Origin of the sequence: Bradyrhizobium sp. 147 (assembly GCF_023073935.1) — a bacterium.
In the GTDB taxonomy this organism is placed as follows: domain Bacteria; phylum Pseudomonadota; class Alphaproteobacteria; order Rhizobiales; family Xanthobacteraceae; genus Bradyrhizobium.
Genome location: NZ_JADPKL010000042.1, coordinates 69,843 through 96,832 on the forward strand (window position 1 = coordinate 69,843; position 26,990 = coordinate 96,832).

A 26,990-nucleotide genomic window follows, 5' to 3' on the forward strand; every position below is an offset into this window, starting at 1 on the left:
GCGCTCAATCATGATCCGGATGCTGATGGCTGACGATGGTCGCCATCTTCTCCGGTCCGTAATTCTGCTGCGTGGTCTGGCTTGGCAAATTGGAGATGCCGACTACCCAGCCGAGGCGAGATTCGGTGCCGAACTGCCGCGTTGGGACAACGTGGTCGGGGCGGTCGAACGTGCCTGTCATGATCTCGATCCGGTCGCCGTCGATGCGGCCAAAGCTCAGCGGCGTGCCGCAGGCGGCGCAAAAGCCGCGCTCGGCGATCGAGGAGGAGCGGAAGAACGACGGCCGTCCCTTGGTCCAGGCAAAGTCCGTCTTGTTGATGTCGGCGAAGGAGGCGAACGGGGCGCCAGCCGCCTTCTGGCACATCCGGCAGTGGCAGATCGAGACCTTGGTCGGTGCCGTCGTGACTCGAAAGCGCACGGCCCCGCATTGGCAGCCGCCGGTGAGAACGGTTTTGCCGGTTTCGATCATGATTGCTCCATCCGTCGATAGGCGTCTTGCAGCGTCGCAAGCGCATCGCCGCCGGCGAAGACGAAACCGGTGACGCCGGCCGCGCGCAGCGCAGCCTCGGCATCCGTCGGGCGGCCTGCCAGGTAGATATGGCGCGCGCCGGCCGTTTGCAGGGCTCTTGCCGCGGCTTCCGCTTGTTCCGCATAGACCTTGTCGCTGGAACAGAGACAGGCGAGGGCGGCGCCGGAGGCCTCGAAGGCGGTAACAAGCTTGGCCGGATCGGCAAAACCCTCGCTGTCGAGGGCCTGGATGCCGCCAGCCTCGAAGTAGCTCTTGGCAAACGTCGCCCGCGCGGTGAAATCGGCGGGCGTGCCGAGATTGGCCAAGAACACCTTTGGGCGGGCGCCACGTGCTTTCAGCGCTGCATCCGACTTGTCACGCAAGGCCTCGAACGGTTGCGCCAGCCGGATCGGCGGCAGTGCATCGAATTTGTATTTTTGCTCACCATAAGGCGGAAGCGCGATTGGCGTCACCTTCAGGACGGCCGTCTCGCTCTCGTGCAGGTTCGGAAACTCACTGGCGCCCGTCAGCACGTCCCGGCGTTTTGCGATGTTGGCCTCGCGCGCCTTTCGCGTAGCCGCTACTTTGCTCTGAAAAACACCCTGCTGAAGCGCGGCAAAGGCGCCGCCGGCTCTCTCGCTCTCCTGGAACAGCGCCCAGGCGGCCTCGCAGAGCTGCGCCGTCAGCGCCTCGATCCCGCCGGCGCCCGCTGCGGGATCGCTGACCTTGGCGAGGTTGCTTTCTTCCAGCAGCAGGGCTTGCGTGTTGCGCGCCACGCGCCGTGCGAACGGATCGGGCAGTCCGAGCGCCAGCGTATGCGGCAACACGGTGATCGCGTTGGCGCCGGCAAGCCCGGCCGCAAAGGTCGCGATGGTCGCGCGCAGCATGTTCACGTAAGGGTCGCGCTGCGTCAGCATGCGCCAGGCCGTGTCGGCAGCGATGAACAGCGGTTTCGGCGTCAGGCCACAGGCCTGCTCGATGCGCGCCCACAGCAGCCGCAGCGCGCGGAATTTGGCCATAGTCAGGAACTGGTCGGCATCGGCGGAAAGCCGCGCATAGACCATGCCCTGCGCCTGCTGCAGCGCAATGCCGGCATTTTCGATCGCGCGCAGATAGGCAACGCCGCAGGCGAGCACGAAGGCAAGCTCCTGCACTTCCGAACCGCCGGCATCGTGGATCACGCGTCCGTCGGCGGACGCGAACGGCCCCTTGAAGCCGAGCCCAGCGAGACCCTTGATGGCGCCGGTGATGGCTGGAACGATCTCCTCCCACGTATAGGGGCTGTGGCCCCACACCGCGCCGGCCGCGAGCGGATCAAGCCCGAAGCGGATGTCGCAGGCGGCGGGATCGAGGCCTGCGCGCTTCACATATTCCGCGACATGGATCGCGGCCATCCGTGATTGCGGACCGATCTGGAGTTCGAGGCCGATGCCGGCATCGAGATGGATGTCCTTCAGGACTCTTGCGACCGCATCGGCTGACGGTTCCAGGCCGAAGCCGTGGGCGCCGCTGCCGCCGGCGAACACCAGCGCGAGCCCCGTCGCGCCGTTCTCGAGATCGGTCAGCGCCTGCGCGTTCGCGGCAGCCGCATCGGGATGGTCGATCCGCTGCATGATCTGCCAGGGCGCAGCTGGCGGCCGGCCCACCACGGGCGCAAGGTCCTTGGCGCGTGGGTAGAGCGGTTCGATCTTCAGGCCATCATAGGTCTTGCCGACCAGCTTCTCGAACGGCGCGCCCTTCAGCACGTCGTCAACCAGCTTGCGCCAGTCTTCGATCGTCGCCTTGGGAAAATCCGCCGCCAGCGGCAGGTCGTCAGTCACGGAGGTCATGCGGCGAGGGGCTCCCGAAATCTTGTTATTCGCAGGCGAAATTGCCACGGCGGACCGCCCCTGCAAACGGTTGTTTTTGGTTAGCCGGTATCCGGAAGCCGCTCAATGCCTTGCGTCGAGACGCTGGCGAGCCCGTCACGCACACGAACGCCTGATATGAGGCGGTCGGGCGCGATCTCGGCCAGCGGCACCAGCACGAAGGCGCGCTCGAACAAGCGCGGATGCGGCAGGGTCAGATCGGGCTTCTGCAAGCTGACATTGTCATAGGCAATCATATCGAGATCGAGCGTGCGCGGGCCCCAGCGCCGCTCCTTGTCCCGCGTGCGGCCGAATTTCTGCTCGATCTTCTGGAGCACGAACAGCAGTGCATGCGGATCAAGGCTGGTCTCGATCTCGATGCACGCGTTGATGAAGGGCTCCTGGTCCTCATCGCCCCAGGGCGGCGTTGCATAGTCGGACGAGCGCGCGATCAGCGCGGCTTGCGCCATGCCGCAGATATGCGCGATCGCCTTGCGGAAGGTCGCGCGGACATCGCCGACATTGCCGCCGAGTGCGATCAAGACGCTCGCCATCTTATGGATGCCGCGAGCGCGTCAGCATGATGCCGACGTCGTCGAAGATCGCGGCGATCGGCGCATGCGGCTTGTGCACGGTGATCTTCACGGCGCGGATGCGTGGGAAATGCGACAGGATGGCATCGGCCACCGCGCCGGCCGCGCGCTCCAAAAGCTTGTAGTTGGTGTTCTTGAACGCCGCCGTGGTGGTCGCCACCACTTCGGCGTAGGACACGGTATCGGCGAGCCGGTCGCTGCGCGAAGGCTCCGACAGGTCGGTATAGAGTTCGAGATCGATGACGAAGCGCTGGCCGACTTCGGTTTCGTGATCCATGACGCCGTGGCGGGCGTGGATCGACAGGCCGGTGACGAAGATCGTATCGGTCATGGCTTGCTCTCGATTGCTGCTGCTACACGCAGGGCCTGCAAGGTTTCGGCGACGTCATGGGTCCGAATGATTTTTGCGCCGCGCTGCGCGGCGATGACGTGCGCGGCGATCGAGCCGGCGAGCCGCTCTTTCGGCTCCGACGGCGACACTGCGGCGATGAAGCGCTTGCGCGAGGCGCCGACCAGGATCGGCAGGCCGAACATGTCGAGTTCGCGCAGCCGCGCCAGCGCGATCATGCTCTGCTCGGCCGTCTTGCCGAAGCCGATGCCGGGATCGAGTACGATTTTGTCCCGCGCGATCCCAGCCTTGGCCGCGATATCCAGCGAGCGCAGGAAGAAGGTCTTCATGTCCGTGACGATGTCGATGGTGGGGTCGGCATTGTCGCGGTTGTGCATGATGATGACCGGAACGCCTTTAGCCGCGACCAGCGGTGCCATGGCGGCGTCGCGTTGCAGGCCCCAGACGTCGTTGACGATCGCCGCGCCCTGGTCGAGCGCGAATGCCACCACCTCCGCCTTCATGCTGTCGATCGAGACGGGCGCGCCAAGCGCCACGACGCCAGCCAGCACCGGCTTCAACCGGGCGAGCTCGCGTTCCGCTGTGACCGGCTGGGCCCCCTTGTAGGGCCGCGTGGACTCTGCGCCGATATCGATGATGTCGACGCCATCAGCGATCATCGCCCGGGCACGCACCAAAGCCTGCTCGGGCGCGATGAACGCACCTCCGTCGGAGAAGGAATCCGGGGTGACGTTGAGCACCCCCATCACCGCCGGAAGCGACCGTTCCAACAGCGTCCGCAGCACGTCGGCCCCGGCCGAGCCGGCCGGCGGGACGGATGGGGAGGGCGAGGCATTCATGCGGGTGGCTTTAGCGGTCGGGGAGGGGGAGTTCAAGACCAACCCCTCGTGTCATTGCCCGCGAAAGCGGGCAATCCGAGGCATTGCGACAATACGGAGGAGGCGCGGCGTACGGGATACACGCCTTCGCGGGGTATGACGGAGAGAGGGTGCGGCTAATACGTAATCTTCGGCGGCAGCTTCTTCGCCTTGGCGATGATCTCGCCGACCGACTTCTCGGAAGGCAGGATGCGGAGGAGCTTCTTCTTCTCGTTCGCGTCCCGCATGCTCTGCGCGAGCCTTGCCGGATTCCGATAAGCGAGCTCGCGCACCGTGGTGACGCCGGCAGCGCGGACCAGGCCGACCTTGGCCCGGCCCATGCCGGGGATGCGCATGTAGTCCGAGACGTTGGCCCATTCCAGCAGCAGCTGCTCGCTGATGCCGGTCTTGGCGGACAGCGCCTTGCGGCCTTTCACGGTGCCGGCAGCCTCGAGCAGCGCGTCGGTGGTGCGGATTCCCTGTGCCTTCAACTTGTTGGCGGCAAAGGCCGACAGGCCCTCAATCTCGGAGATGGGATATGTCATGATACTCGATGTGAAATGCGAAAGCTTCAGGCGAATTGGCTGAGGCCCGGCGTCCCCGCGATGATCTTGCCCATCTGATCGGCTCCGATTTTGTCTCGGCCGAAGCGAAAAAGTTCACGGGCGATGTTTTGAATCTCCGACATGCCGAGTCCGAGGCCCATCAGGCGTGAGCCGACGGCCATCAGGCCGCCGCCCATCAGCCGCGACAGTCCGCCGCCGCTCCTGGACGTCTCGATCGCGGCTTCCGCACCGGGAATCTGGTCGATCAGGGCCTGCACGCTGTCGGAAGGACCCTCGCTGCGGAGGAAACCCAGGATAATGCCGACAGTCTTTTCAGCGACAGCACTATCTATGCTGGCGTTTGTTGCCAGCCGCCCGATCAGCTCGTCCATATGGCCTGCCCCTCAGCCGGTTCACATGCCGGAGTATTGCTTTCGAAAATGATCTTGAGCCGGTGCGATGTGAAATACAAGCGATGAACGCGACCAACGTTTCGAACGCGCGAAAAGTGTTGCAGCGATGCAAGAGCGGAGATGGCATCAGCAAGAAAATACCGCGGTGCGAATGCACTTTTCCGACTTTCGGCTGATGTTTCCGACGATGTCGCGTGTCCGGACCACGTTGAATGGTTTCAATCGGCTTGCGACATGCGGTAAACTCCGGAACTGGTGTATTCGAGTTTCGATACGCGAAACTGCAGAGATCAGAGACCATAATGACCGCACAGGACAACAAGCTCGGCGACACCGGCGACAAGATCTTCGTCGGCAAGGGAAACGAGCAGGCATGGCTGACGCTGGCGCTCGCCAATCGCCACGGCCTCGTCACCGGTGCAACCGGAACCGGCAAGACGGTGTCGCTGCAAGTGATGGCGGAAGGATTTGCGCGCGCCGGCGTTCCGGTCTTCGCAGCCGACATCAAGGGCGACCTCTCCGGCATCTCCGAGGTCGGCGAACCAAAGGATTTCATCGTCAAGCGCGCCACCGAGATGGGGCTGACGTTCCAGCCCGACCAGTTCTCGACGGTGTTCTGGGACGTATTCGGTGAGCAGGGCCACCCCGTGCGGGCGACCGTCACCGAGATGGGACCGCTGCTGCTCGCGCGGATGCTCGACCTCAACGACGTGCAGGAAGGCGTGCTCAACGTCGCCTTCCGCGTCGCCGACGACAACGGTCTCGTCCTGATCGACATGAAGGACCTTCGCGCGCTGCTCGACGCCATCGTGCCGGATAGCGGGAAGAAGGGGGCGGACGCGGCGGCGGATCCGCTCGCCGCCATCCGCAAGGCCGCGCAGGGCTTCGGCAACGTCACCAAGGCGACCGTCGGCACCATCCAGCGCCAGCTCCTGGTGCTGGAGAACCAGGGCGGCTCCAAATTCTTCGGCGAACCGGCGCTGACGCTGAAGGACTTCATGAAGACCGACCGCGACGGGCGCGGCATGGTCAACATCCTCGTCGCCGACAAGCTGCTCCAGAGCCCGCGGCTTTATGCGACATTCCTGTTGTGGATGCTGTCGGAGCTGTTCGAGGAGCTGCCCGAGGTCGGCGACCTGCCCAAGCCGAAGCTCGTGTTCTTCTTCGACGAAGCGCATCTGTTGTTCAACGACGCGCCCAAAACGCTGATGGACAAGATCGAGCAGGTGGTGCGTCTGATCCGCTCCAAGGGCGTTGGCGTTTACTTCGTGACGCAGAACCCGGTCGACGTGCCCGATCGCGTGCTCGGGCAGTTGGGTAACCGGGTGCAGCACGCGCTGCGCGCTTTCACCCCGCGCGACCAGAAGGCGGTCGCCGCCGCAGCCCAGACCTTCCGGCCCAACCCGAAGCTCGACACCGCCAAGGTGATCATGGAGCTCGGCAAGGGCGAGGCGCTGGTGTCCTTCCTCGAGGGCAACGGCACGCCTTCGATGGTCGAGCGGGTGATGATCCGGCCGCCGTCGGCCCGGATCGGACCGATCACGTCGGAGGAGCGCAAGGCGATCATGGCTGTAAGCCCGGTCAAGGGCAAATACGACACCGCTGTCGATTCCGAGTCTGCCTACGAGATTCTTCAGAAGCGCATCGCCGGCACGGCGGCAACGGCAGATGGTTCGGCAGGTGGAAGCGGTGGCGGCATCCTCGGCCAGATCGGCTCGATCGTCGGCTCTATCTTCGGCACCAACGTCAAGCGCGGCCGTCTGTCGACCGGCCAGGTCATCGCGCGCGACGTGACGCGATCGGTGACCAACCAGGTGATCGGGGGGATGGCCGCCAATATCGGCAAGTCGGTCGGCGGCCAGCTCGGCGGCTCGATCGGCCGCACCCTGGTTCGCGGCGCGCTCGGCGGATTGTTGCGGCGCTAGAGCGTGATCCGGAAAAGTGTGAAGCGGTTTTCCGAAAAGATCATGCTCGAACAATAACCTGAAGCGCGATGACGATTCATCCCGATCTCGTCGCGCCTTAGGCAGCACGCCCGGCCATGACGCTGCAGGAGGTTTAGCGGCCATCGGGAGGCCATCACAGCGCACAAATTCCGGTGAGGGGCTCTCCAAGCATCCGCCCGTCTGCTACGTGGCTGGGAACCTCGCTCGCTTTGGGCGCGGCCGGCATCCTCATGCTGCTATCGCTGCCGTGGTTTCCCAATGTCATCCAGACCTGGGGCAATAATCTCGTTGCGACCGCCATCCTTGCCGGCAGCCTCGCATGGCACATCTGGCATCCGCCGGTTGCGGCTGGTCCCGAGGCCGCGCCAGCGCTAAAAGCGCAGACACCTTGAGACCAACAATCGGGAATACGACCATGGCCAATGCGCAGCTTCAATCCGTGCTCGACCACATCGACAAGGATTTCGATAACAGCCTGGAGCGTCTGTTCTCGTTGTTGCGGATCAAGTCGATCTCCGCGGATCCGGCCTTCGCCGCCGATTGCAAGGCCGCGGCCGAGCATCTCGCCAAGGACATCGCAAGCCTCGGTGTTGCCACTGAAGTGAGGCCGACCGCCGGACATCCCGCCATCGTCGGCAAGGCCAGGGCGGGCGGACGGCCGCACGTGCTGTTCTACGGCCATTACGATGTGCAGCCGGTCGACCCGCTCGATCTCTGGAACCGTCCGCCGTTCGAGCCCGTCGTCACCGACCATGCCGATGGTCGCAAGATCATCGTCGCGCGCGGCGCCGAGGACGACAAGGGCCAGGTCATGACCTTCGTCGAGGCCTGCCGCGCCTGGATGAAGGTGACGGGCTCGCTGCCGGTCGACATCACCTTCCTGATCGAAGGCGAGGAGGAGGTCGGCTCGAAGAATTTCGTGCCCTTCATCGAGGCCAACAAGGACGAGTTCAAAGCCGACTACGTGCTGGTCTGCGACACCGGCATGTGGGATCACAACACGCCGGCGATCACCACATCGCTGCGCGGCCTGCTCTATGAGGAGCTGAAGATCACTGCCGCCAATCGCGATCTGCATTCCGGCGTCTTCGGCGGCAGCGCGATGAACCCGATCCGGGTGCTGACGAAAATTCTGGGCAGTCTGTTCGACGACGACAACCGCATCACCATTCCCGGCTTCTATGACGGCATCAAGGACACGCCCCCTGACATCTTGGCGCAGTGGAAGAAGCTAGAATTCACACCGGACACGTTCCTCAAGCCGGTGGGCTTGTCGATCCCCGCCGGCGAGAAGGGGCGGCTGCTGATCGAGCAGGCCTCCTCGCGTCCGACCTGCGACGTCAATGGCATTTGGGGCGGCTATATCGGCGAGGGCTCCAAGACGGTGATCCCGTCGCACGCGTCGGCCAAGGTTTCGTTCCGTCTGGTCGAGGGGCAGGACCCCCAAAAGATCCGCAAGGCGTTCCGCGACTACGTGACCGCGCGCATTCCGGGCGACTGCAAGGTCGAGTTCGGCGACCATTCCGCCGCGCCCGCGGTCGCGCTCGATTGGAATATGAAACCGCTCGCCGCCGCCAAGAAAGCGCTGACCGAGGAATGGGGCAAGGAGACCGTGCTGATGGGATCGGGTGCCTCGATCCCGATCGTCGCCGATTTCAAGCGCACGCTCGGCCTCGATTCGCTGCTGGTCGGCTTCGGCCTCGACGACGACAACATCCATTCGCCGAACGAGAAGTACGATCTGCGCAGCTTCCAGAAGGGTATCCGTTCCTGGGCGAGGATCCTCGCCGCGCTGGCGGAGGTGAAGTGACCGCGTAGCGGTCATTCCGGGGCGCCTCGAAGAGGCGAACCCGGAATCTGGAGGTTGTTGCGCGAGATTCCCAGGTGCGCAATTGCGCACCTTAGTTCGCGCTTTTCGCGCGCCCCGGAATGACGGGCGTGACGAGTTACCCCAAATAAAAACGCCGCCCGGAATTGGGCGGCGTTTCATTCCAAAAGGCGTAGAGGTTCGTTGAACGCCACCCTACACCAAATCCCGAAAATCTCAAGTCCGATAGCCCGGATTGACGCGGTCGAGCTTGCGTAGCAGCGGCGGCCACACGAGGTTGGTGGCGCGCAGCTCGGCGCGGTCGCGGTTCGACAGCAGCTCGGTGTTCTTCTCGATCGCGACGTCGTCGACCGGATAGATCGGCGTACCCAGCGCGCGCGTGCGCACCTGCATCGAGCAGGCGCGCTCGAGGTGGTACATGCGCTCGAAGGCGGAAGCGACGGAGCGGCCGACCGTCAGCGTGCCGTGGTTGCGCAGGAGCATGTGGTTGTGGTCGCCGAGGTCCTTCTGCAGCCGCGGCCGCTCGTCATGGTCGAGCGCGATGCCTTCATAGTCGTGATAGGCGAGGTCGTGGGTAACGAGCTGGGCGGTCTGGTTCAGCGGCAACAGGCCTTCGGCGCTGCTCGACACCGCGGTGCCGTCGAGCGTGTGGAGATGCAGCACGCAGATCGCGTCCTCGCGCACCTCGTGGATCGCCGAATGGATGGTGAAGCCGGCGGGGTTGATGCTGTATTCGCTCTCGGAGAGCTGATTGCCATGCAGATCGACTTTGACGAGGCTCGACGCCGTGATCTCGTCGAACATCAGCCCGTAGGGATTGATGAGGAAGTGATGATCGGGGCCGGGCACGCGCGCGGAGATGTGCGTGTCGACCAGATCGTCCCAGCCGTACAACGCGACGAGGCGATAGCAGGCGGCGAGATTGACCCGTTGCTGCCACTCGGCCTCCGTCATGTTCGACGGCACTTCCTTCAGGCGCGCTTCCGCTGGCGACATGGCTGATCTCTCCGAACATCGTTGTTGCGGGGAAGGAGCCTAGTCTTGGGTGAGGCGGGCAGCAAGGCGCGGCCAGCGCGCGGCAGTTCAGCGTTGCCCGCATGAGCGAAGCGATATGCGGGCAGCTCCAAAGTGGCCCCGGATGTCGCTTCGCTCATCCAGGCTTCGCGTTGGGAGAAGATTATTATGGAGCCGGGATCGACAGCAGGCTGGAAATGCTGCGGCCGCGGATATCGTAGACGCGGGCGAACACCACGTCGTCGCGCTTGATCTCGACCATGACGGGTGCGGTGAGGCCCTTGCAGTAGAATTCGCCCAGCGTCATCGCGAAATCGGCCGCGTTGGAATCCCAGCCGATTGTGAAGTCGGGGCCGAGCGCGACCTGGGCCGGTCGCTGCGGCCCGCACACCGCGACCTTCCATTTGCGATTGCTGGGCGGCACTTCCTGGCGCTCGATCAGCTGCTCGCGCAGCTCGTCCGAGGCCTGCTTCAGCGCCAGGCCCCAATAATCGAGCATAAAGCGGTCGTCGGCGCCGCGCACGGTGCCGGCGATGTGGTTGAAGTGCGTGTATTGATAGGGATGCAGCCGGATCATCTCGGCCAGCGACAACGCAAGACCGAAGCAGAAGGTGGCGAGCACGACCGGCTGCCAGGTGCGGTGATTGGCGCGCAGGCGTTCCATAGTCCAGCCGAAGGCGACGCCGCCGAGCACCGCCATCGGCGGGATCACGAAGACGAAATGGCGGATGCCGTTGTACAGCGCGGGACGCTTCACCATCGCGATCGCGAGCGGCAGGGTCGCGGCCAGCGTCAGCATCAAGAGGATGGTCTTGCGGCGCGCGGGAACCTCGCGGCGCGGCAGCATGGCGAAGGTGCTGACGACGGCGCCGCCCATCAGCACCAGCATCACCTCGGGCAGCTGCAGCGCGAACAGCGTCGGCAGATAGGACCAGGGCATGTCGGGCACGGATACGATCGCGCCGTCGAACATCTCCTTCCACGGCTTCTCGAAGAAATGCGAGAAGTAGGTCAGCGCCTCGAAAGGATTGCCCGGCTCCATGATCGACCACGGCCAGATCAGGCCCATCACGAGATAGCCGAACGCAAGGCCAGGCAGCAGCACATAGACGACGTGGGCGAAGCGGCGGACCGCCTCGCGCAAGCCCTCGCTGCGCAATTCCTCCAGGAACAGCGGGACGAAGCCAAGCATGGCGTAGACCAGCGCGAGACCGCCGAGAACGCGGCAGCCCAACGAAAGGCCGGCACCTAGGCCGACGATCAAGACCGTGCGCGGCGAAGGCTGCGGATATTCCTCCGCGAGGCGGACGAGGCCCAGCATCAGGATGATCATGGCCACCGCGAAGGGCGCATCCTTCGGGTTCATGAACATGTGGCCGTAGAAGATCGGGCAGAGCGCGAGGAGCAAAAGTGAGGCAAGACCGGCGAGGGGCCCGCCGATGCGGCGCCCGAGCCGCCACGTCACCGCAAGCCCGATCACGCCGACGATGGCACCGACCAGACGTCGTGTCTCGAACAGTTCGAGCGGAATGATCTTGTGCAGGAGAGCGGCGATCATATCGAAGCCGCCGCCATACATGTATAGATTCGCGAACGACAGCGCTGCGGTATCCCTGAAACCGGAACCGAACATGCGCAGCAACAGATCGGCATATTCAGCGTGGGTGTAATCGTCCCAGCCGAGCCCGTAGTCGCGGAAGGTCAAGCCTGCAATGACGGCGACCGCAGCCAGCACCAGCATGGCGAGATCGTCGCAAGTCCGTTCGACCGAGCGCCGCAGAGGCGTGTCGATCGCCGAAGTCGTGATGGATGTCATGGCTATTGGTGACCCGGAATCCCCTCTGGACCCTGCTGGCGCGCGCGGGCCTGCTCCCCGGGATCCCTATAGCGCAGTTCCATTACCAAGTAATTGGGCATTATGGCTAAATTCCTGATGCGGCGCAGCAAATGCGGAAACTTGGAGTGCCGGTAGCAGTAGTGAGCCGCAGCTGAAGGGAATGTGAATAAGTCTCTGATTTCCTTCCCTTTGGGAACACCGCCCACAATTGGCCGTTGGCGTGGAACACCGGATGACGGTATCGTGGCGTGACGAGCGTCGCGCGTGGATGCGCGGTCGGGGGTGAGTTCGATGATCTTGGCATTGCTGATCGTGGGGATATTCGCCGTTCTGGCGGGCCTCCTTGCGATCCTGTTCGGCTACTCCGTCAGGGAATTCAGCGTCGGCAGCACTCTCATAATCTCCGGAACCATCGGCGTCTGCACCGGAATGTTACTGGTCGGCCTGCATCTTCTGCTCCTTGAGCTGAGGCGCATCGCCCGCCGGTTGGCCGCCGGATCAGCCGCATCGTCCGAGGTTCGGGTCAGGCCCGTGCTGCCGGGTCTCGCAATGCCGGGTGCGCCTGCGCCCGAGCCGGCGCTTGCCTCGCCTGCGAAGACCGAGCCGGAGCCACCACCAGCCGCAGGCCCTCCGCCGTGGCAGAGCGAAGCCGCCCTGCGCGAGCGTCCAGGCGCCGAGGCGCCCGAGCCACCAACGCCTCCTGCGGCTCCGGAAGCGCCGCGCCGCCGCAACCTGTTGTTCGCCTCGACCTCGCGCAAGGAGCGTGAGCGCGCGGAGGCAAAGCCCACGGAGGGCCGGCAACCGTCTCATGAAGAGCCCGCAGCCCCGGACGGTCCGCCTGCCAGTTTCGAGGATGCCTGGCCGAAGCCGGAACGCATGCGCCCGCCGGAGCCGCCGGTCACCGCGCGCCGCCCGCCGCCGCGCTCGCCCTCGATCTTTGCGGAAGCCGCTCCCCCGCCCCCTGCACCTGAGCCGGCGCCTTCACCTGAGCCGGCGGCTGCGGCCGAGCAGACGCCCGTGACCGTGCTCAAATCCGGCGTCGTCGATGGCATGTCCTATTCGCTCTATTCCGACGGTTCGATCGAAGCGCAGATGCCGGAGGGCATGATGCGCTTTGCCTCCATCGACGAGCTCCGCGCGCATCTCGACCAGCGGGGCTGAGGCCGCTGTTTGAAAGTAAAGCGCCGCCGTTCACCAGTAATCAGCCCGTCGTCGTCAGTCGTTGTGGTTCAGCCGAACGTATTGTTGACACGGAATACTCTGACGTCGTCAATCCCGTGAGACGCAAGGTGGAGAAGGGGTGGGCGTATGTCGGATGCTGGGAATAAGAATTTCATCGAGCTGACCGCGAGCATCGTGTCGGCCTATCTCAGCAACAATCCGACGGCGGCGGCCGAGATCCCGAACCTGATCAGCCAGGTGCATGGCGCCTTGGTGCGGGTCTCGTCAGGCCGCACCGAGACCGCGCCGCTCGAGCCGGCCAAGCCGGCGGTGTCGCTGAAGAAGTCGATCGCGCCGGATTATCTGGTGTGCCTGGAAGATGGCAAGCGCTTCAAGTCGCTGAAGCGCCATCTGCGAACCCAGTACAACATGACTCCGGAACAATATCGCGAGAAATGGGGCCTGCCGGCCGACTATCCCATGGTCGCGCCGAACTATGCGGTGGCCCGCTCGCAGCTGGCGAAACAGATGGGGCTGGGACAGCAGCAGCGGAAACGGAAGTAAAATTCTTACGAAGCTTCCGCGAGCGCCTCTTTGGCGTCGGTCTTGATGCGCTCGACCATCGAGCGCAGTCCGTTGGACCGCTGCGGCGTCAGATGATCGCGAAAGCCGAACTCGTTGAACACCGCAATCGCATCGGTATCCAGGATCTCCTGCGGTGTCCGGCCTGAATAGAGCGCGAGCACGATCGCGACCAGACCACGCACGATATGCGCGTCACTGTCGCCGCGATATTTCAGGACCGGCGCGCCATTGCTGCGCTCTACCAGCTTCTGGAGCCAGACCTGGCTGACGCAGCCTTGCACCTTGTTCTCGGCAGAGTGCTCCGCCTCCGGCATCGGTTCCAGGGTGCGGCCGAGCTCGATGACGTACCGGTAGCGGTCGTCCCACTCGTCGAGAAGCTCGAAATTGTCCCTGATTTCGTCGATCGTCGTCATGCTGGCCCATGGTTCCCGTTCAGGCCAATATAGGGACGCGAAGCCCTGAAATCGATAGGGTTTGGGCGCTAATTGACGGTGCAGGCCTAATTCGCCGTGGCAGGTCCGCGCCATTCCAGCGCGAGGTCGTCCTGGGTCAGGGTGTCGTGCGGCGCCTCGCTCGCAGCAATGTCGCCTTCGCCGGCCAGCGCGATCGAGCCGGTGTGGTCGGGCGTCTTCTTGTCGGTCTTGTCGTTCTTCTCGTTGGTGTTCTGCTCTTTCTTGTCGTTGATGATCTGGTAGATCTTGCGCGCGCCGTCCTGGGCGCGCTGGCCGATGATGGTTGCGGCCTGTCCGCCGACCTCGCAGGCCGCCGGCTGACGCTTGCAGAACTGGGTCACGTCGGAGACCGCCGCGGTCGCAGCCTGCACGGCGTCGGCGGCGCCGATCTGCGGCAGCTTCTCCGATTCGGGCGTCTTGTCCCGCGGCAGGAGCACCAGCACCAGCCCGAGCCAGAATGTGATGCGGAGCAGAAAGCGCATCTTGCGACCTGTACGTTCGATCCTGCCGCGGCGATTTCCGCGGATATCGGACCTAGCAACGCTCGATAAATCGCAAGTGATTGCCTTGAGCTTAATTCGCGAAAAAATTGCGCAAAAATCTTCGCGGGATCGACCATCTCGTAAATTTTCAATTGACGCCCGCGCCCATGGTTCTGCTGGCCCCCCGCATCCACCAATTCGAAACCATGCCGAGGGATGTGAAACCCCGTGTTCACCATCCGCAGCGAAGACGCCGCCAAATCATCTAAAAAGCCGCGCGATGACGCGGTGTCCGGCCGCATGCCACGCCGCCTTAGCACTCGTTTAAGGTCGCTCTGACACGGTGGCTCAACGACAAGGAGGCGTTCCGGCACGTCTTCTCAGACGATTGAGCCGAAGCGCGAGACCCGTGACAGTTTTGAGTACCATCCGCGATTGTCTCGATGCACTGCTGCATCCCTCCGCGCGTTACGATGCGCTGACGCGAGCGCGCCATCGTGCCTTCATGGCGCCGCGGCTGCTCGGCAGCCTGGCCGCCTTCGCCGCATTCCCGATCTATCTCTTTCTGCGCGGCGCGCCGAGCGCGATCGAGGTCACCGCCTTTGCCTGGCTGATCGCGCCGATCCTGTTGTCCTGGTTCCTGTCGCGCACCGGCCGCTATGAGGGCGCACACGTGCTCTCGTCGCTGGCGCTTGCCAGCCTGATCATGGCGGTGGCGGCCACCACCGGCGGCATCGAATCTTTCGCCGCGATCTGGCTGGTCGTGATTCCGCTCGAAGCCGCGCTGTCGGCCTCGCGCCGCGTTGTGGCCTTCGCATCGCTGCTCGCGCTGTCCTGTGCCGGGATCCTGATCCTCGTCAGCCAGTTCGGCTGGCTGCCGGTCGAGGAGCCGGGCGCTGCGGCGCGCGGCGTGCTAATGGCGCTCGGCGTCGCCTCGGCGACACTCTATGCCGCCGGCCTCGCCTTCGGCGCGGAATCGCTCGCGCGCACCAGCGTTGCGCTGCTATCGCGCGAGGAAGAGCGCTATCGTCTGCTCGCGCGCAACATGAGCGACGTCATCTCGCGGCACCAGCGCAACGGCGCGGTCGAGTTCATCTCGCCGGCGGTGGAGGCCATGCTCGGCATGCCCGTCACGCAACTGCTCGGCCACGGCCTGTTCGACCGCGTACACGTCGCCGACCGTCCGGCCTATCTCACTGCGTTATCGGATGCGGCGCGCGGTGACGTGTGCAGCGTCGAGTTCCGGTTGCGGCGGGAGCCTGCTGGCTCCGAGCGCGGCCAGACCGACTTCATTTGGGTCGAGATGCGCTGCCGCCCGCTCGAACAGGACAGGGCTCATGACGTCACGGGCAAGGCCGAAGTCGTTACCGTGATGCGCGACGTCACCGATCGCAAGCTTTCCCAGCAGGCGCTAGATCAGGCCCGCAGCGCCGCCGAGGCGGCCGATGCTGCCAAGACGCGCTTTCTCGCCACCATGAGCCACGAATTACGCACGCCGCTCAACGCCATCATCGGCTTCTCCGAGATGATCGCGCAGGAGCAGACCTTGATGCTGGGTGCGGCCCAGCGCAAGGAATACGCCCAGCTCATCAACGATTCCGGCCAGCATCTGCTGTCGCTCGTCAATGGCATCCTGGACATGTCCAAGATGGAATCGGGCAATTTCGAGATTGCGTCGGAGCCGTTCGCGCCGCGCGCAGCGCTGCTGCATTGCTGCAATTTGCTGGCGCTGAAGGCGCGGGAGAACGGCATCGACCTCATCACCGATGCGCCGCAGGATCTGCCCGTCATGACCGGTGATCCCAGGGCCTTCAAGCAGATCGTGCTCAACCTCGTCGCCAATGCCATCAAGTTCACCGAGCGCGGCGGTCAGGTCACCGTGACGGCGGAAGTGTCGGGCGCGCAGCTTGCGCTGCGCATCAGTGACACCGGCGTCGGCATTGCGCCCGACGATCTCAAGCGCATCGGCGCACCGTTCTTCCAGGCCGGCAAGACCTATCAGCGCCGCCACGAAGGCACTGGCCTCGGACTTTCGATCGTGAAGAGCCTCATAGCGTTGCATCTCGGTGAATTGACGGTACAAAGCAGGTTAGGCGAGGGCACCACCGTCACCGTCAAGCTGCCGCTCGTCTACACGCCGCCGCAGGTCAAGCCGGCGGAGAGCAAGATCGCGACGCTGACGCCGGTGTTGCGCCAGGAACCCCACGACCAACTTCACGAAGAATCTCACGACCAACCTGCGCTGGTGAAGAAAAGTGCCTAAGAAGTCTGCAAAGGACGAAGCTGCTCCGCGCCGTCGTGGTGCCAAGGCCGCGGTCATCGATGTCGAGACCGAGCGCAACCTCGTCATGCGCGTGCTGCTGCACAGCCCCAAGGATACGCTGGCCGGCCTCGTCGCCGCCGCCGCGATCGGTGCGATCGTCGCCAATGCGCTGTTCCTCCAGACCGGCCGGCACCCCGCGCCGATGTTCGGCACGGTGATCAATCTTCCCGCGCCGTCGTCCGTGTCACTGTCGAACCCCTTGCCGCGTCCGCGCCCCGTTGGCGCCGACACTTCGCCGCTCGAGCCGCGCGCGACGGAGTTTCGCACCGAGCCCAAACCTGTCGAGCGCGTCGCCGAGAAGGCTCCCGAAAAGCCCGTCGAGGCGACCGCCTCGACGCGCTCGAACGATCCGATGACCAATCTGGTCAAGGCCACGACTTCGACGTCGCCCTCGGTCGTGCGCCCGCCGGCGCCGATCCCGGTGCAGAGCCCGGCCGCGCGACGTATCGCCGGCGTGCAGCGCGCGCTGTCCGAATATGGCTACGGCAATCTGAAGATCACGGGCACGATGAGCGGCGAGACCCAGTCCGCGATCCAGAAATTCGAGCGCGAGCACAAGATGCAGGTCACCGGTCAGGTGTCGGACCGGCTGCTGCGTGAGCTCGCGGCCGCGATCGGCCATCCCGTCGAATAGTCTTGGCGCCTGCACGGAGGCTGGTGCTGCTTGCAGCGCTGGCTTATCGTTCGACTCATGCGTTTGAAATCCAACATATGGGTGGCCGCCTATTTGCGTCGCTGCCAAACCGAGGGCGTATTCGGCGCGGTGCGTCGCCGCGGCGCCGAGGAGGCGGGCGCGGTGTTCGTGAAAGTATCGCTGCTCGACGGCCATGCGATGCTGTACGCCCCGGCGCCGCAGACCGTCTATGACGACGGCCGCCCCGTCGACCGCTTCTTCGTGCCGGTCGCGCCGCAGCCTTTGCCGGAACACACCATCGAGGAACGGCTGACCAAGGAAATTCGCTTCGATCCGGACGCCTGGATCGTCGAGACCGAGGACCGCGCGGGCCGGCATTTTCTGGAGCTGGCGCGGACCTGATCAGCGATCGGACGATCCGCCGGTGCGGGTGCGCACCGTCGGGCTCGTGCCCGGCTGCACGCCGGGCCGCGTCTGGCTTGCGCCTGTACGTGCGCGCTGGCGCTCGCCGTCATGCAGCGAGGACTGGTACTTTGCGCGGGTGACGGCGAGCGTCGAGCCGCGCCAGGCCGCCAGCATCACCAGCGCCGAGCGTTCGCCGAGCCGGTCATAGAGCCGCGACAGCCGGTACACGTCGTTCACGGAGGTCCCGATCTCCGGCTTGAAGAACAAGAGGATGCGCTGGAAGACCGGGCTCGGCATGTCGAGTGCGCGCGCGGCGACCGCGAGCGCTTCGCCGCCGGCATCATCGACGATCTGGGCCGCGACGCGCGAGGGCAGGATCAGGCTGTCGCCGAGCTCGAGGGTGAAGTTCTCGATGTCACCCGCGATCGCCGCCATCTCCAGGATCTGGATCGCGCGCTTGGCGCGCACGGTCGGAATCCGCGGCGCCGCCTTGAGCGGGGTCTGCGCCAGATTGTGCAGGATCAGCGCGCGCTCGGAGGCGCCGGCGCCGAAGAACATGTCGTGGATCTCGGCGGCATCCTTCGGCTGCATCGCCATGTTCGAGGCCAAGCGCTGCTCGGCCTCGGTGGGCGTGCGGACCGGGGCGGGTGCCGGCGGCGGCGTCGCAATCTCTCGCGCCAGCGGAACCCTGCGGCCTTCCTGGGCGGCGACCAGTCCGAGCTTCTGGAGGATCGGGACCGGCGTCGATGGATAGACCGCGAGCCGCGCCTTGACGGCGGCGCGCGTCGCCTCGTCGACCTGGTCGATCAAACGTGTGGCGAGCTCGACGAATTGCCGCTGTTCGTCATCGCTGTGGACGCGTGTCTGGACATAGAGGTCGGTCAGCACGCGCAGCAGCGTCGGACGGATGTCGACGCCTTCGCGACGGGAGAGGGTCATCAGCCCGTCGAATCCGGGAAACAGCGACTTGGTCATTGAGGCGTACGCAACTCGGGAGAGACACTTGTCACGAGCCTATCGCAGGTCTTTTAAAACCTCGTTAAGGAAAATGAGGCGTGAAGCCGGCCCGGCAATTTAAGGCATTGTCGTGCCGCAACGGGACGCCAGGGCCCGTGCGGTTACGGTCCGGAAAGCGCGTTTACATCCCGTTAACCATGAACTGATCTTAATGAATGCATGTTGCATGAGCGGTTTGGTCGCACGGCAATTGATAGAGAGCTGGATATGGGGACGATCATCGAATTTCCGGCCGGTCGCCGGGCAGGCTCGTCGGGGGATGCCACACCGCACACGGAAACGGGAACGGTTCTGATTCTCCCGGTGGTCCGTATCGAGCGCGTTGCGGACGAAACCAGCGGCGATCGCGGGCCAGAGCAGGGCACAGCGCCGGGGCGCCGTCGTCGCCGCCGCTGACGTCCGGCTTTGCAATGCCGGACACCATCCGCCAGATCCGGCCTTTCGTATCGGCCCTCCTGCTCGCGCTGCTCGGCGCGACGCTCGGCGCCTGTAGCGGCGGCGATTTCGGCCGCACCCGCGCCGACATGCGCAGCGACGACATGCATCGCTGGTTAGGTGCGGAGGTCACCTCCAGCGTCGGCCTGAAGCCCTCGCAATTCCAGCTCACCGACGAAGAACGCCAGCTTCGCGACCTCGCCTATCCCATGATCGAGCCGCCGTTGTCGCGCCCCGCCTGGAAGAGCGTGTTCGGCGACTACAAGCCGCTGCCATCGCCCTGGCGGCAGAAGATCGTGTTCGACCGCACCATGTACGGGCGCACGCTGATCGACGAGCCGCACCGCTCGCATTCCTCGCGCTATGCGCAGCTGATCGAGGACGTGCGCAACGACATCACGCGCTTCGAGCCGTTCTTCGCCAGCGCGATCCGCGTCATCGATCTCGACAGGAAGCGCGATGCCAGCATGGCACGCGTCTCCGCGCTCTCGCCGAGGGAGAAGGACGACGCGGTCGCGCGCATGCAGGAGAACTCGCTGATCGTGCAGTGGGTGCAGCAATGTCTTGAGCAGCGGGTTTCATCCTACCGCTGGGCGCTGGAGCGACTGGTGATCCAGGCCCCCGACGGCATGGCCGCCGACGCCGACCGCCTGATCGGCGAACTCGCCGCCCAGACCGCCAACCCGCCGGTCGCAGCGCAGCCGCCCTACGGCCGCGCGCTCGTCTCGAAGGGCTGACGTACAAGCTCGCCGCGTAAGCTCGCTGCCTGTCGAGAGCGGCCATCTTACCTCGCGGCCAATCGGCGCGACGAGGTGGAGCCGCCTGTCGTGCGCGATCTTTGGGACCTCACGCCGGCGGTAGCCCGCTAACGCTCTTGGGCATCGGGAACCGCATTGATTGTGCTTGTCCTTCCGAGCCGTCTGGATAGGATTATCTCGTTTCTTCAAGTCATTTTACCCAAAGGTCCTTCAAGATGAGCTTAGACGCCACGCGTCCGTTTAAGAGCCGTCTGGACATTTCACCACACCACCTGCTGGCACTTGCCATTCTGCTTGGATCGACAGGCTCCGCAGCCGCGCTGACCAAGGAGGCGGCGATCGAGAATTGCCGGATGACCGTCGGCCGACCGATCGTACAGGGGTGCATGCGCGCAGGAGGAGGCCCCGCCGGGGGCGCCAATCTGGAAGCTTGCCGCGCCAAGGCCACGCCTCAGGTCCGGGCCTGTGTGCAAGCGGCGCTGAATGCCGCCAATGGCCGCGCCAATGTTGCAGTCGAGATTCCGAAGGAAGCGGCGCCCAAGCTCGAGCAAGGCGCCGCGCTTCCGAAGGACTTCGTTGCGCCGCCGCGCAGCATCGCCGACATCACGGCGATCCTCGACGGCGACAAGCCCGACGAGAAGATGATCGCCGAACTGAAGTCGGATGCCGATGCCGCACCGAGCGGGAAGGAATCCCGTCAGGATCTGGCGCAGTTCTATTTCGATCGCGCCAACGCGCGCGCGCAGCTCGGCCGCCTCGGCGAAGCCATCACCGACGCCGACAAGGCCGTGGAGGTTGAGCGCGGCGCCGTCAGTCCTCATTTGCTGGGGCGGATGATGCAGCTCCAGTCCCTGCAGCACGCTCTCGCAGGCGATCCGAAACGCTCGCTCGAGATCATGCAAAGGCTTCTGCGCGAATCGGCCAGCATGCCGGGCGCTAAGGGAATGCAGTTCAATACGAACCGCGCGATCGCATCCGTTCTCATTCAGATGGGAGACGTCGCGCAAGCGGAGGCCTATCTTCGCCGCACCCAGACCGCGATACAGGAGGCCCGCACCAGCGGTCATCCCAATTGGCGATCCGCCTATGCTCGATTTGGCCAGAGCTGGGAAGGCGAGCTGGAGCTCGCTCGCGCCTTGATCTTCGAGGCACGCGGACAGTTTGCCGAAGCCGAGGCTGCCTATCGCACGGCAGAGCTTCGCAAGCGCGCAAGCACGAAGGCCATCATGGAATCGGACAATCCACCGGCCGAGACCCTTCTGCTGCAGGCGATCGACGGCACCGTGTTGAACCAGGCGCGCATGAAGGCGAAGCAGGGCAGGCTCGCCGAGGCCGAGGTGGACGCGCGCCGCGCGCTGCTCTCGCGCCTGAAGGATACCGGCAAGTACAATCCCGTGACGCCGCGTTTCGTGATGGCGCTGGCGGGCATTCTGGTCGATCAGGGCCGTTACGAGGAGGCGGAGAAGCTCGGCCGTGTTGCCCTCGACATCAACAAGACCGTGGGTGTGCCGGAGGATTCGCACGCGACGGTGCAGCTGCTGTCACAGCTCGCCGGCATATTGACGCTTCGGCGCAACAACGCCGAAGCAAGCGCGATGTTTGCTCGGATCGACAAGGCTGTGGCCGGCTGGGAGCCGCAGCGCCGCCAGGTGTTCGAGCTCAATCCGGCCCGGATCCTGTCGCTCTATGGTTCCGGGCAGCTCGACGCAGGCATTGCCGCCGCCGAGCAGCTCGTGAAGAAGCAGATCGCCCGGGTCGGGGAAAATCATTTCGACGCGGCTTCGGCGCGTGGCACGCTGGCGGTCGGATTGATGCGCGCTCGGCGCGATGCCGATGCCATCAGGGAGTTCAAGGCTGCCATTCCGGTCATGATGGCAAGCGCCAACGAAAATGCCGATGACGAGAACACGACCGTGGTGGCTGCGCGGAGTCAGCGGCTGCAGACCATCGTCGAGAGCTATATGCTGCTGCTCGGCAGGGCGGAAGGAGCCGGCAAGGACGTCGGCGAAGAGACGTTCAGCCTCGCCGACGCCGTCCGTGGTCGCTCGGTGCAGCAGGCGCTGGCGGCATCGAGCGCGCGCGCGGCGGCAAAGGATCCCGCGCTCGCCGAGCTCGTGCGCAAGGAGCAGGACCTGACCAAGCAGGTCAATGCCCAGCTCGGCACGCTCAACAACGTGCTCGCGCTCCCCGCGGCGGAGCGCGACGAGAAGGGCGTTGCGCAAATCCAGGCCGCGATCGCCGCCTTGCGCGGCCAGCGCGACAAGGCGCGCCAGGAGATCAAGCAGAAGTTTCCGACTTACGCCGATCTCGTCTCGCCCAAGCCGCCGAGCGTTGCCGAAATCCGTGCGACGCTGGCCGACGACGAGGCCATGCTGTCGTTCTATTTCGGCCAGAACGGCAGCTTCGTCTGGGCCGTGCCGAAGTCGGGGCCGGTCGCGTTCGCGGCCGTCCAGGCCAGGATCGGCGACATCGAAACGAAGATCCGCAAGCTGCGCGAAGCGCTCGAGCCGCAGGCCGCGATGATCTCGGACATTCCGCCCTTCGATCTCAAGCTCGGCCATGAACTGTACGAGCTGCTGCTCAAGCCGGTCGAGAGCGGCTGGAAGCCGGCCAGGAACCTGATCGTCGTGACCAATGGCGCGCTGGGACTGTTGCCGCTGGCGTTGTTGCCGACGGCACCGGCAGAGGTGGCTGCGGATGAGGACCCGCTCTTCATCGGTTATCGCAACGTGCCTTGGCTGGCGCGAACCCATGCCGTGTCGACGGTGCCGTCGGCGGCGGCGTTGCGCACACTGCGGCAGCTGCCGCCGGGCAAGCCCGGCCGCGGCGACCTCGTGGCCTTCGGGGATCCCTATTTCAACAGCGATCAGCAGGCCGAAGCGGAAGGCGGGCATAAGATTCAGGTCGCCGACGCCAGCGGCAACATCACGCGCGGCGGGCCGCTGAAGCGACGCAACAGTCCCAAGCTCGAGGGCGTCGACAGCGCCGAGCTCGGTCTGTTGCCTCGTCTGCCCGATACCGCGGACGAGCTGAAATCGATCGCGCTGGCGCTGCAGGCGGACCCCTCGAAGGTGCTGTTCCTTGGCAAGAGCGCGACCGAGAGCGCCGTGAAGACGATGAATCTGTCCGGCTTCAGAATCCTGGCCTTTGCCACCCACGGTCTGGTCCCGGGCGAGCTGAACGGATTGACGCAACCGGCGCTCGCGTTGTCGTCACCGGCGGTGACGGGCGAGGGCGGCGACGGGCTCTTGACCATGGAGGAGATCCTCGGTCTCAAGCTGGACGCGGACTGGGTCGTCCTGTCAGCCTGTAACACCGGCGCCGGCGCTGGCGCAGGGGCCGAGGCGGCATCCGGGCTCGGGCGCGCGTTCTTCTACGCCGGAACGCGGGCGCTGCTGGTGACGAACTGGTCGGTGCATTCGCAGTCGGCACGGCAATTGGTGACAGACTTGTTCAAGCGGCAGGCCGATGATCCCAAGCTGTCGCGCAGCGAGGCGCTGCGCCAGGCGACGATGGCTCTCATCGATGGTCCCGGCTATCTCAACAACGAGGGCAAGACCGAGTTCACCTATGCGCATCCGCTGTTCTGGGCGCCGTACACCATCATCGGCGATGGCGGCTTGCGTTGACCAACCGGGGAAGGGGTGCACGGACAATGGAGCGGAATGTCTTGCTGGGCCTCATGGCCGCAGGTTTGCTGTTCTCCGGACCAACGCGCGCCACGCCATTGATCACGGAAGAGGAAGCGAAGCTGCCGCCGCCGAAGGGCGCGGTTGCCGTCGATCAGCGCGGCATCATGCGCGGCCCCAAAGTCGAGTTCGTCTCGCCGGGCGACTCGGCGAGTTCACCTCTGCGACTGGTATTGAAGTTTCAGTCCTATGGCGGGGCAAAGATTGATCCGGAATCGGTCAGGGTGATCTTCCTCCGGACGCCGAATGTCGACTTGACCCCGCGGGTCAAGCCCTTCGTCCAGCCCGACGGCATCAACATGCAGGATGCGGAACTGCCGCCGGGCGAATACACGGTGCGCGTCGATATCAAGGACAGTGATGGTCGGCCGGGCACGACCATCTTTACGCTGAAGGTCGCACCCAAATGATGTGCCCCTACTGCCGGTCCGGGACTGCAGAGGGTGCGCTGGTTTGTGCGTCCTGTGGGCGCGACATCGCCGTTCCCGCCACGCTGATCGCCGAGCGCGACGATCTCCTGCGCAAGCGCGAGGAGCTGCGCGATGAACTGCGGCAGGCCAGAGACGAGGTCGAGGCCATCATGAGGCGAAGGAAGTCGCGCTAGCGATGGAATGTCCGTTTTGCGCCGAGACGATCAAGGACGAAGCCATCGCGTGCAAGCATTGCTCGCGGGACTTGCGCGTCGTGCGGCCGACGCTTGTCGAGATTGACGAAATTGTTGCCGATCTGGACAAGATCAGGCGCGATCTCGATCGTGTCAATGTCCGCCTCGAGCGCTATAACAATCCGCTGCGCTATTACGGAACGCATGCGGTGCTCTATGTCGCCATTCCGTCCCTGCTGCTGGTGATCGCGCATGTGCTCGTGACCATCACCTTCAACGTGTCCCCGATCCCGCTTCGGATCGCATCGATCGCCATACCGCTGCTGTTCGGATTCGTGGCCTATCCACTGCATCGGGTTTTCGCCCTGACGGCGTTTGTGCTGGGGTTCCTGACGGCTTGCGTCAGCATCTTCGCGATGCTGACGGTGACCGGGATCCACGATCACGTCCCGATCCTGCCGACGATCTGGATCGAGTGGCGGGAAGTGTTCGAATATGGCGCGAGCATCCTGCTGGCCTTCGTCTCCGGCAATATCTTGAGCGTCGTGATCTTCCAGGTCTTGCCGCGTGTGCTGTCGCACGGGGGCAAACCGAACGCGTTCGCCTTCCGCGTGGCGCGCCTGCTGGGGCAACATGTCGGCGAGGAACAACTGCGCCGCCGCGCCCGCTTGATCCAGGACCTCATGCAGACCGCCGGACCGCTGGCCGGTGTCGCTGCAACCGCGGTCGGCTCGATCTACGCCGGCTTGAAGGGGCTGCTTGGATAGCCTTGCGGACGGGCGGCCGGCGAGAGCAGCACCTGCCTATCGCGATTCCACCACCTTGCCGTCCTCCTTCACGAACCGGCCGACGGGATTCTCCAGGAGATCGATCACGGCTTCCGAGGGACGGCACAGTCGTGTGCCCTTTGGCGTCACCACGATCGGACGGTTGATCAGGATGGGATGCGCGAGCATCTGGTCGATCAGCTCGTCATCGGACCATTTTGGGTCATCGAGGCCGAGGTCGTGAAAGGGCGTGCCTTTCTCCCGCAGCAGTGCGCGAGCGGAGATCCCCAAGCCTTTGATGAGCTCGACCAGCGTTTCGCGGGATGGCGGCGTCTTCAGATATTCGATGACGACAGGTTCGACGCCACTCTGCCGGATCATCGCAAGCGTATTGCGCGAGGTACCGCAAGCCGGGTTATGATAGATCGTGACGGTCATCGGGTTGCCTCCGCAACAGGGATTGGACTGGCCGAGCGAGTGTCCGAGCAGCTAAGTCATCAGCAGCATATCTGCAAACGCGCCACAAGGCTCCCCAAGGATGAAGCGGGGCGGGTCAGCGGGGCGGAGGCCCGAAAGGTGTTTTCCAGGGTCGCGCGACCGCCACGGCCGGATGGCGGACGAGGCCGGCGCACTCCTATTGGTCCCGAGAGTTTCTGTCAGCCGCAGCGCACCTCCTGAGTCCGCAGCAAGCGGTGCCTGACTGTTCGCGCGATCGCTGCCGGCGCCTCGTCGGGGATGGCAAAGCAGGAACTCGCGTTGATCTCGCACAGAACGTATGTGTCGGCCCCCGACGCATCGCGGGGCCCGTACAGGAAGTCCGCATCCCAGATCACCGGTAGCGAAGATTCATCGATGCCGAGCGTCTCCATCATCTGCGGGGTCCATTCGTGCTCCATCGATCTTCGCAACGACTGGAACGGCGGCGCATCAGGCCCGTGCATGATTCGCGGTCCCGGTTGCGCCTCAGCAGCATCCGGGCTTCGCTGCGGCGGCGGGATCAAGGCCTTGATCAATTGATGCCCAAAGCCTGCGACCCTGGCGCCGCTCATATAGCAGCGGATCATCCCCTCGGGCAGACGAGGTTGGAATGCCTGGTCAATGATGCAGCCACCCCAGCCGAAATATTGCTCGCAGCGCGCGATGAGGGCATCGAGCTGGGTGTCCTCGGGCAAGCTGCCACGTTGGGCATGGAGCACCCGGACCATGGCGTCCGTGTCCGGAAGTGCTTCGACCTTCCAAACGCCTTGGCCGCCATTGCCGCGATTTTGCTTCAGCACGCGCGGGCCGCTTGCCCGCAGGCGCGATGGAAATTCGGCGCGGAAGGCCGCGGCGGTATCATAGCGGTGCGTGTCGGTGCCCCAGCCCAGGTGACGCGTCCGGTAGAGCACCTCTTTGACGCCCATCTTCAGGATCACGTCGGGATGTGCGCTCACCCATGTACCTTGCGCTGCAACGTCGCGGAGCAGGTCGTCGAGCTCGGCGCGGGTTTTGCCTTGATGGATCGGATCGATCCAGACGAGCACGCCGTCGGCAGCGAGCAACTGGTCGCGCACCGCATCGGCGAAGCTTTCGTCGTAGATCACCGGTTGGGCTTCGATGCCGAGAGCGGCGAGTGCTTCGAAGACGCGGACGAAGCGGCTGTTTTGCGCCGTCGCCTCCCGGCGCGCGGCAGCATCGCCGCGCGAGAGGATGGCTACGGTGTTGCGGGAAGTGGGGTGTTCCTCGGTGTCCATGCGCAAGCTCCACGAATTGCGTGCTGCGCAGAGCTTGGACCGGAGTCTCACGGGGAGTCTGCTTCATCCCCACGCAGGTAATCTACGTGAGATGGTTCTCATGTTTCAAGACCCCGGTTCGCTCGGTTCCGTCGGAACGTTGAACATTTCTTGACCGGCCGCGGGCATGCGCGCGTTGACAGCTCGTCCGTCGAGGCTTTTACTCGCT

The 26,990-nt window shown here is 64.7% G+C and carries 27 protein-coding genes and 1 pseudogene; 14 read left to right on the forward strand and 14 right to left on the reverse strand.

Annotated features, from left to right (window positions below; genetic code table 11):
- Positions 1-4: 4 nt before the first annotated feature.
- From IVA87_RS09640 to IVA87_RS09670, 7 genes are all read right to left on the reverse strand, one after another.
- On the reverse strand, positions 5-469 hold the full coding sequence (locus tag IVA87_RS09640; protein ID WP_247301285.1) for a GFA family protein: 465 nt from the start codon (positions 467-469) through the stop codon (positions 5-7).
- Complete coding sequence (locus IVA87_RS09645; protein WP_247333453.1) at positions 466-2,337, reverse strand: methylmalonyl-CoA mutase family protein; 1,872 nt, start codon at positions 2,335-2,337, stop codon at positions 466-468. The genes IVA87_RS09640 and IVA87_RS09645 overlap by 4 nt, the downstream gene beginning before the upstream one ends.
- Before the next feature lie 80 nt (positions 2,338-2,417).
- Positions 2,418-2,909 carry a 2-amino-4-hydroxy-6-hydroxymethyldihydropteridine diphosphokinase gene (gene folK, locus IVA87_RS09650; RefSeq protein WP_247301283.1) on the reverse strand — a complete coding sequence of 164 codons (492 nt, stop codon included), beginning with the start codon at positions 2,907-2,909 and terminating at the stop codon, positions 2,418-2,420.
- A 1-nt stretch (position 2,910) separates the two neighbouring features.
- Positions 2,911-3,279: a dihydroneopterin aldolase gene (gene folB, locus IVA87_RS09655; protein ID WP_008553485.1), complete on the reverse strand. Its 369-nt coding sequence runs from the start codon at positions 3,277-3,279 to the stop codon at positions 2,911-2,913.
- Complete coding sequence (gene folP / locus IVA87_RS09660) at positions 3,276-4,136, reverse strand: dihydropteroate synthase (protein WP_247333533.1); 861 nt, start codon at positions 4,134-4,136, stop codon at positions 3,276-3,278. The genes folB and folP overlap by 4 nt, the downstream gene beginning before the upstream one ends.
- A 155-nt stretch (positions 4,137-4,291) precedes the next feature.
- Positions 4,292-4,699 carry a DUF4332 domain-containing protein gene (locus tag IVA87_RS09665; protein WP_247276652.1) on the reverse strand — a complete coding sequence of 136 codons (408 nt, stop codon included), beginning with the start codon at positions 4,697-4,699 and terminating at the stop codon, positions 4,292-4,294.
- A gap of 26 nt (positions 4,700-4,725) precedes the next feature.
- Positions 4,726-5,091, reverse strand: coding sequence for a DUF2267 domain-containing protein (locus IVA87_RS09670; protein WP_247301282.1), 366 nt, complete (start codon positions 5,089-5,091; stop codon positions 4,726-4,728).
- A 323-nt stretch (positions 5,092-5,414) separates the two neighbouring features.
- Between IVA87_RS09670 and IVA87_RS09675 the strand changes: the two genes are divergently transcribed.
- The 3 genes and pseudogenes from IVA87_RS09675 (at position 5,415) to IVA87_RS09685 (ending at position 8,868) form a co-directional block, all read left to right on the forward strand.
- Positions 5,415-7,037: a helicase HerA-like domain-containing protein gene (locus tag IVA87_RS09675; protein WP_247301281.1), complete on the forward strand. Its 1,623-nt coding sequence runs from the start codon at positions 5,415-5,417 to the stop codon at positions 7,035-7,037.
- A gap of 212 nt (positions 7,038-7,249) precedes the next feature.
- Positions 7,250-7,450: pseudogene (locus tag IVA87_RS09680) on the forward strand (hypothetical protein); the annotation flags it as partial.
- Positions 7,451-7,473: 23 nt separating this feature from the next.
- Complete coding sequence (locus IVA87_RS09685; RefSeq protein WP_247301280.1) at positions 7,474-8,868, forward strand: M20/M25/M40 family metallo-hydrolase; 1,395 nt, start codon at positions 7,474-7,476, stop codon at positions 8,866-8,868.
- A gap of 234 nt (positions 8,869-9,102) precedes the next feature.
- Here the strand turns inward: IVA87_RS09685 and IVA87_RS09690 are convergent, their stop codons facing one another.
- Positions 9,103-9,882: a class II aldolase/adducin family protein gene (locus IVA87_RS09690; RefSeq protein WP_247333454.1), complete on the reverse strand. Its 780-nt coding sequence runs from the start codon at positions 9,880-9,882 to the stop codon at positions 9,103-9,105.
- 184 nt (positions 9,883-10,066) lie between these two features.
- Positions 10,067-11,716, reverse strand: a complete 1,650-nt coding sequence (locus tag IVA87_RS09695; RefSeq protein WP_247301278.1) for a glycosyltransferase family 39 protein — start codon at positions 11,714-11,716, stop codon at positions 10,067-10,069.
- Between the two features lie 312 nt (positions 11,717-12,028).
- On the opposite strand from IVA87_RS09695, the gene IVA87_RS09700 reads away from it, so the two are divergent.
- Together IVA87_RS09700 and IVA87_RS09705 are read left to right on the forward strand one after the other, a co-directional pair.
- On the forward strand, positions 12,029-12,898 hold the full coding sequence (locus IVA87_RS09700) for a DUF308 domain-containing protein (protein ID WP_247333455.1): 870 nt from the start codon (positions 12,029-12,031) through the stop codon (positions 12,896-12,898).
- A 147-nt stretch (positions 12,899-13,045) separates the two neighbouring features.
- Positions 13,046-13,462 carry a MucR family transcriptional regulator gene (locus IVA87_RS09705; protein ID WP_247301276.1) on the forward strand — a complete coding sequence of 139 codons (417 nt, stop codon included), beginning with the start codon at positions 13,046-13,048 and terminating at the stop codon, positions 13,460-13,462.
- Between the two features lie 5 nt (positions 13,463-13,467).
- Here IVA87_RS09705 and IVA87_RS09710 read toward each other — a convergent pair whose 3' ends face one another.
- Positions 13,468-13,896 (reverse strand): SufE family protein, encoded by a 429-nt coding sequence (locus tag IVA87_RS09710; protein WP_247301275.1) that lies wholly within the window; start codon positions 13,894-13,896, stop codon positions 13,468-13,470.
- Between the two features lie 86 nt (positions 13,897-13,982).
- Positions 13,983-14,417 (reverse strand): DUF5330 domain-containing protein, encoded by a 435-nt coding sequence (locus tag IVA87_RS09715; RefSeq protein WP_247301274.1) that lies wholly within the window; start codon positions 14,415-14,417, stop codon positions 13,983-13,985.
- 409 nt (positions 14,418-14,826) lie between these two features.
- On the opposite strand from IVA87_RS09715, the gene IVA87_RS09720 reads away from it, so the two are divergent.
- The 3 genes from IVA87_RS09720 to IVA87_RS09730 are packed head-to-tail and all read left to right on the forward strand — an operon-like array spanning position 14,827 to position 17,776.
- Positions 14,827-16,680: a PAS domain-containing sensor histidine kinase gene (locus IVA87_RS09720; RefSeq protein ID WP_247301273.1), complete on the forward strand. Its 1,854-nt coding sequence runs from the start codon at positions 14,827-14,829 to the stop codon at positions 16,678-16,680.
- A complete protein-coding gene (locus tag IVA87_RS09725) occupies positions 16,673-17,374 on the forward strand; it encodes a peptidoglycan-binding domain-containing protein (RefSeq protein ID WP_247301272.1) in 702 nt (233 codons plus the stop codon). Before IVA87_RS09720 ends, IVA87_RS09725 begins: the two co-directional genes overlap by 8 nt.
- A 57-nt stretch (positions 17,375-17,431) precedes the next feature.
- Entirely contained in the window at positions 17,432-17,776 is a 345-nt protein-coding gene (locus tag IVA87_RS09730) for a DUF1491 family protein (RefSeq protein ID WP_247301408.1), read from the forward strand.
- On the opposite strand, the gene IVA87_RS09735 is transcribed toward IVA87_RS09730, so the two are convergent.
- The gene (locus tag IVA87_RS09735) at positions 17,777-18,754 is read right to left on the reverse strand and encodes a DUF2336 domain-containing protein (protein ID WP_247301271.1); all 978 of its coding nucleotides are present in this window, start codon (positions 18,752-18,754) and stop codon (positions 17,777-17,779) included.
- Between the two features lie 249 nt (positions 18,755-19,003).
- Here IVA87_RS09735 and IVA87_RS09740 point away from each other — a divergent pair, with 249 nt between their 5' ends.
- The 6 genes from IVA87_RS09740 (at position 19,004) to IVA87_RS09765 (ending at position 25,049) form a co-directional block, all read left to right on the forward strand.
- Positions 19,004-19,192, forward strand: a complete 189-nt coding sequence (locus IVA87_RS09740) for a hypothetical protein (RefSeq protein WP_247301270.1) — start codon at positions 19,004-19,006, stop codon at positions 19,190-19,192.
- Positions 19,193-19,206: 14 nt separating this feature from the next.
- Entirely contained in the window at positions 19,207-19,968 is a 762-nt protein-coding gene (locus IVA87_RS09745) for a hypothetical protein (RefSeq protein WP_247301269.1), read from the forward strand.
- Positions 19,969-20,204: 236 nt separating this feature from the next.
- A complete protein-coding gene (locus tag IVA87_RS09750) occupies positions 20,205-23,618 on the forward strand; it encodes a CHAT domain-containing protein (RefSeq protein WP_247333456.1) in 3,414 nt (1,137 codons plus the stop codon).
- Between the two features lie 41 nt (positions 23,619-23,659).
- Positions 23,660-24,088, forward strand: a complete 429-nt coding sequence (locus IVA87_RS09755; RefSeq protein ID WP_247301267.1) for a hypothetical protein — start codon at positions 23,660-23,662, stop codon at positions 24,086-24,088.
- On the forward strand, positions 24,085-24,282 hold the full coding sequence (locus IVA87_RS09760) for a hypothetical protein (protein ID WP_247301266.1): 198 nt from the start codon (positions 24,085-24,087) through the stop codon (positions 24,280-24,282). Before IVA87_RS09755 ends, IVA87_RS09760 begins: the two co-directional genes overlap by 4 nt.
- A gap of 2 nt (positions 24,283-24,284) precedes the next feature.
- A complete protein-coding gene (locus tag IVA87_RS09765) occupies positions 24,285-25,049 on the forward strand; it encodes a hypothetical protein (RefSeq protein ID WP_247301265.1) in 765 nt (254 codons plus the stop codon).
- Between the two features lie 36 nt (positions 25,050-25,085).
- On the opposite strand, the gene arsC is transcribed toward IVA87_RS09765, so the two are convergent.
- Together arsC and IVA87_RS09775 are read right to left on the reverse strand one after the other, a co-directional pair.
- Entirely contained in the window at positions 25,086-25,487 is a 402-nt protein-coding gene (gene arsC, locus IVA87_RS09770) for an arsenate reductase (glutaredoxin) (RefSeq protein WP_247301264.1), read from the reverse strand.
- 218 nt (positions 25,488-25,705) lie between these two features.
- The gene (locus IVA87_RS09775) at positions 25,706-26,782 is read right to left on the reverse strand and encodes a Cj0069 family protein (protein WP_247301263.1); all 1,077 of its coding nucleotides are present in this window, start codon (positions 26,780-26,782) and stop codon (positions 25,706-25,708) included.
- Positions 26,783-26,990 lie beyond the last annotated feature (208 nt).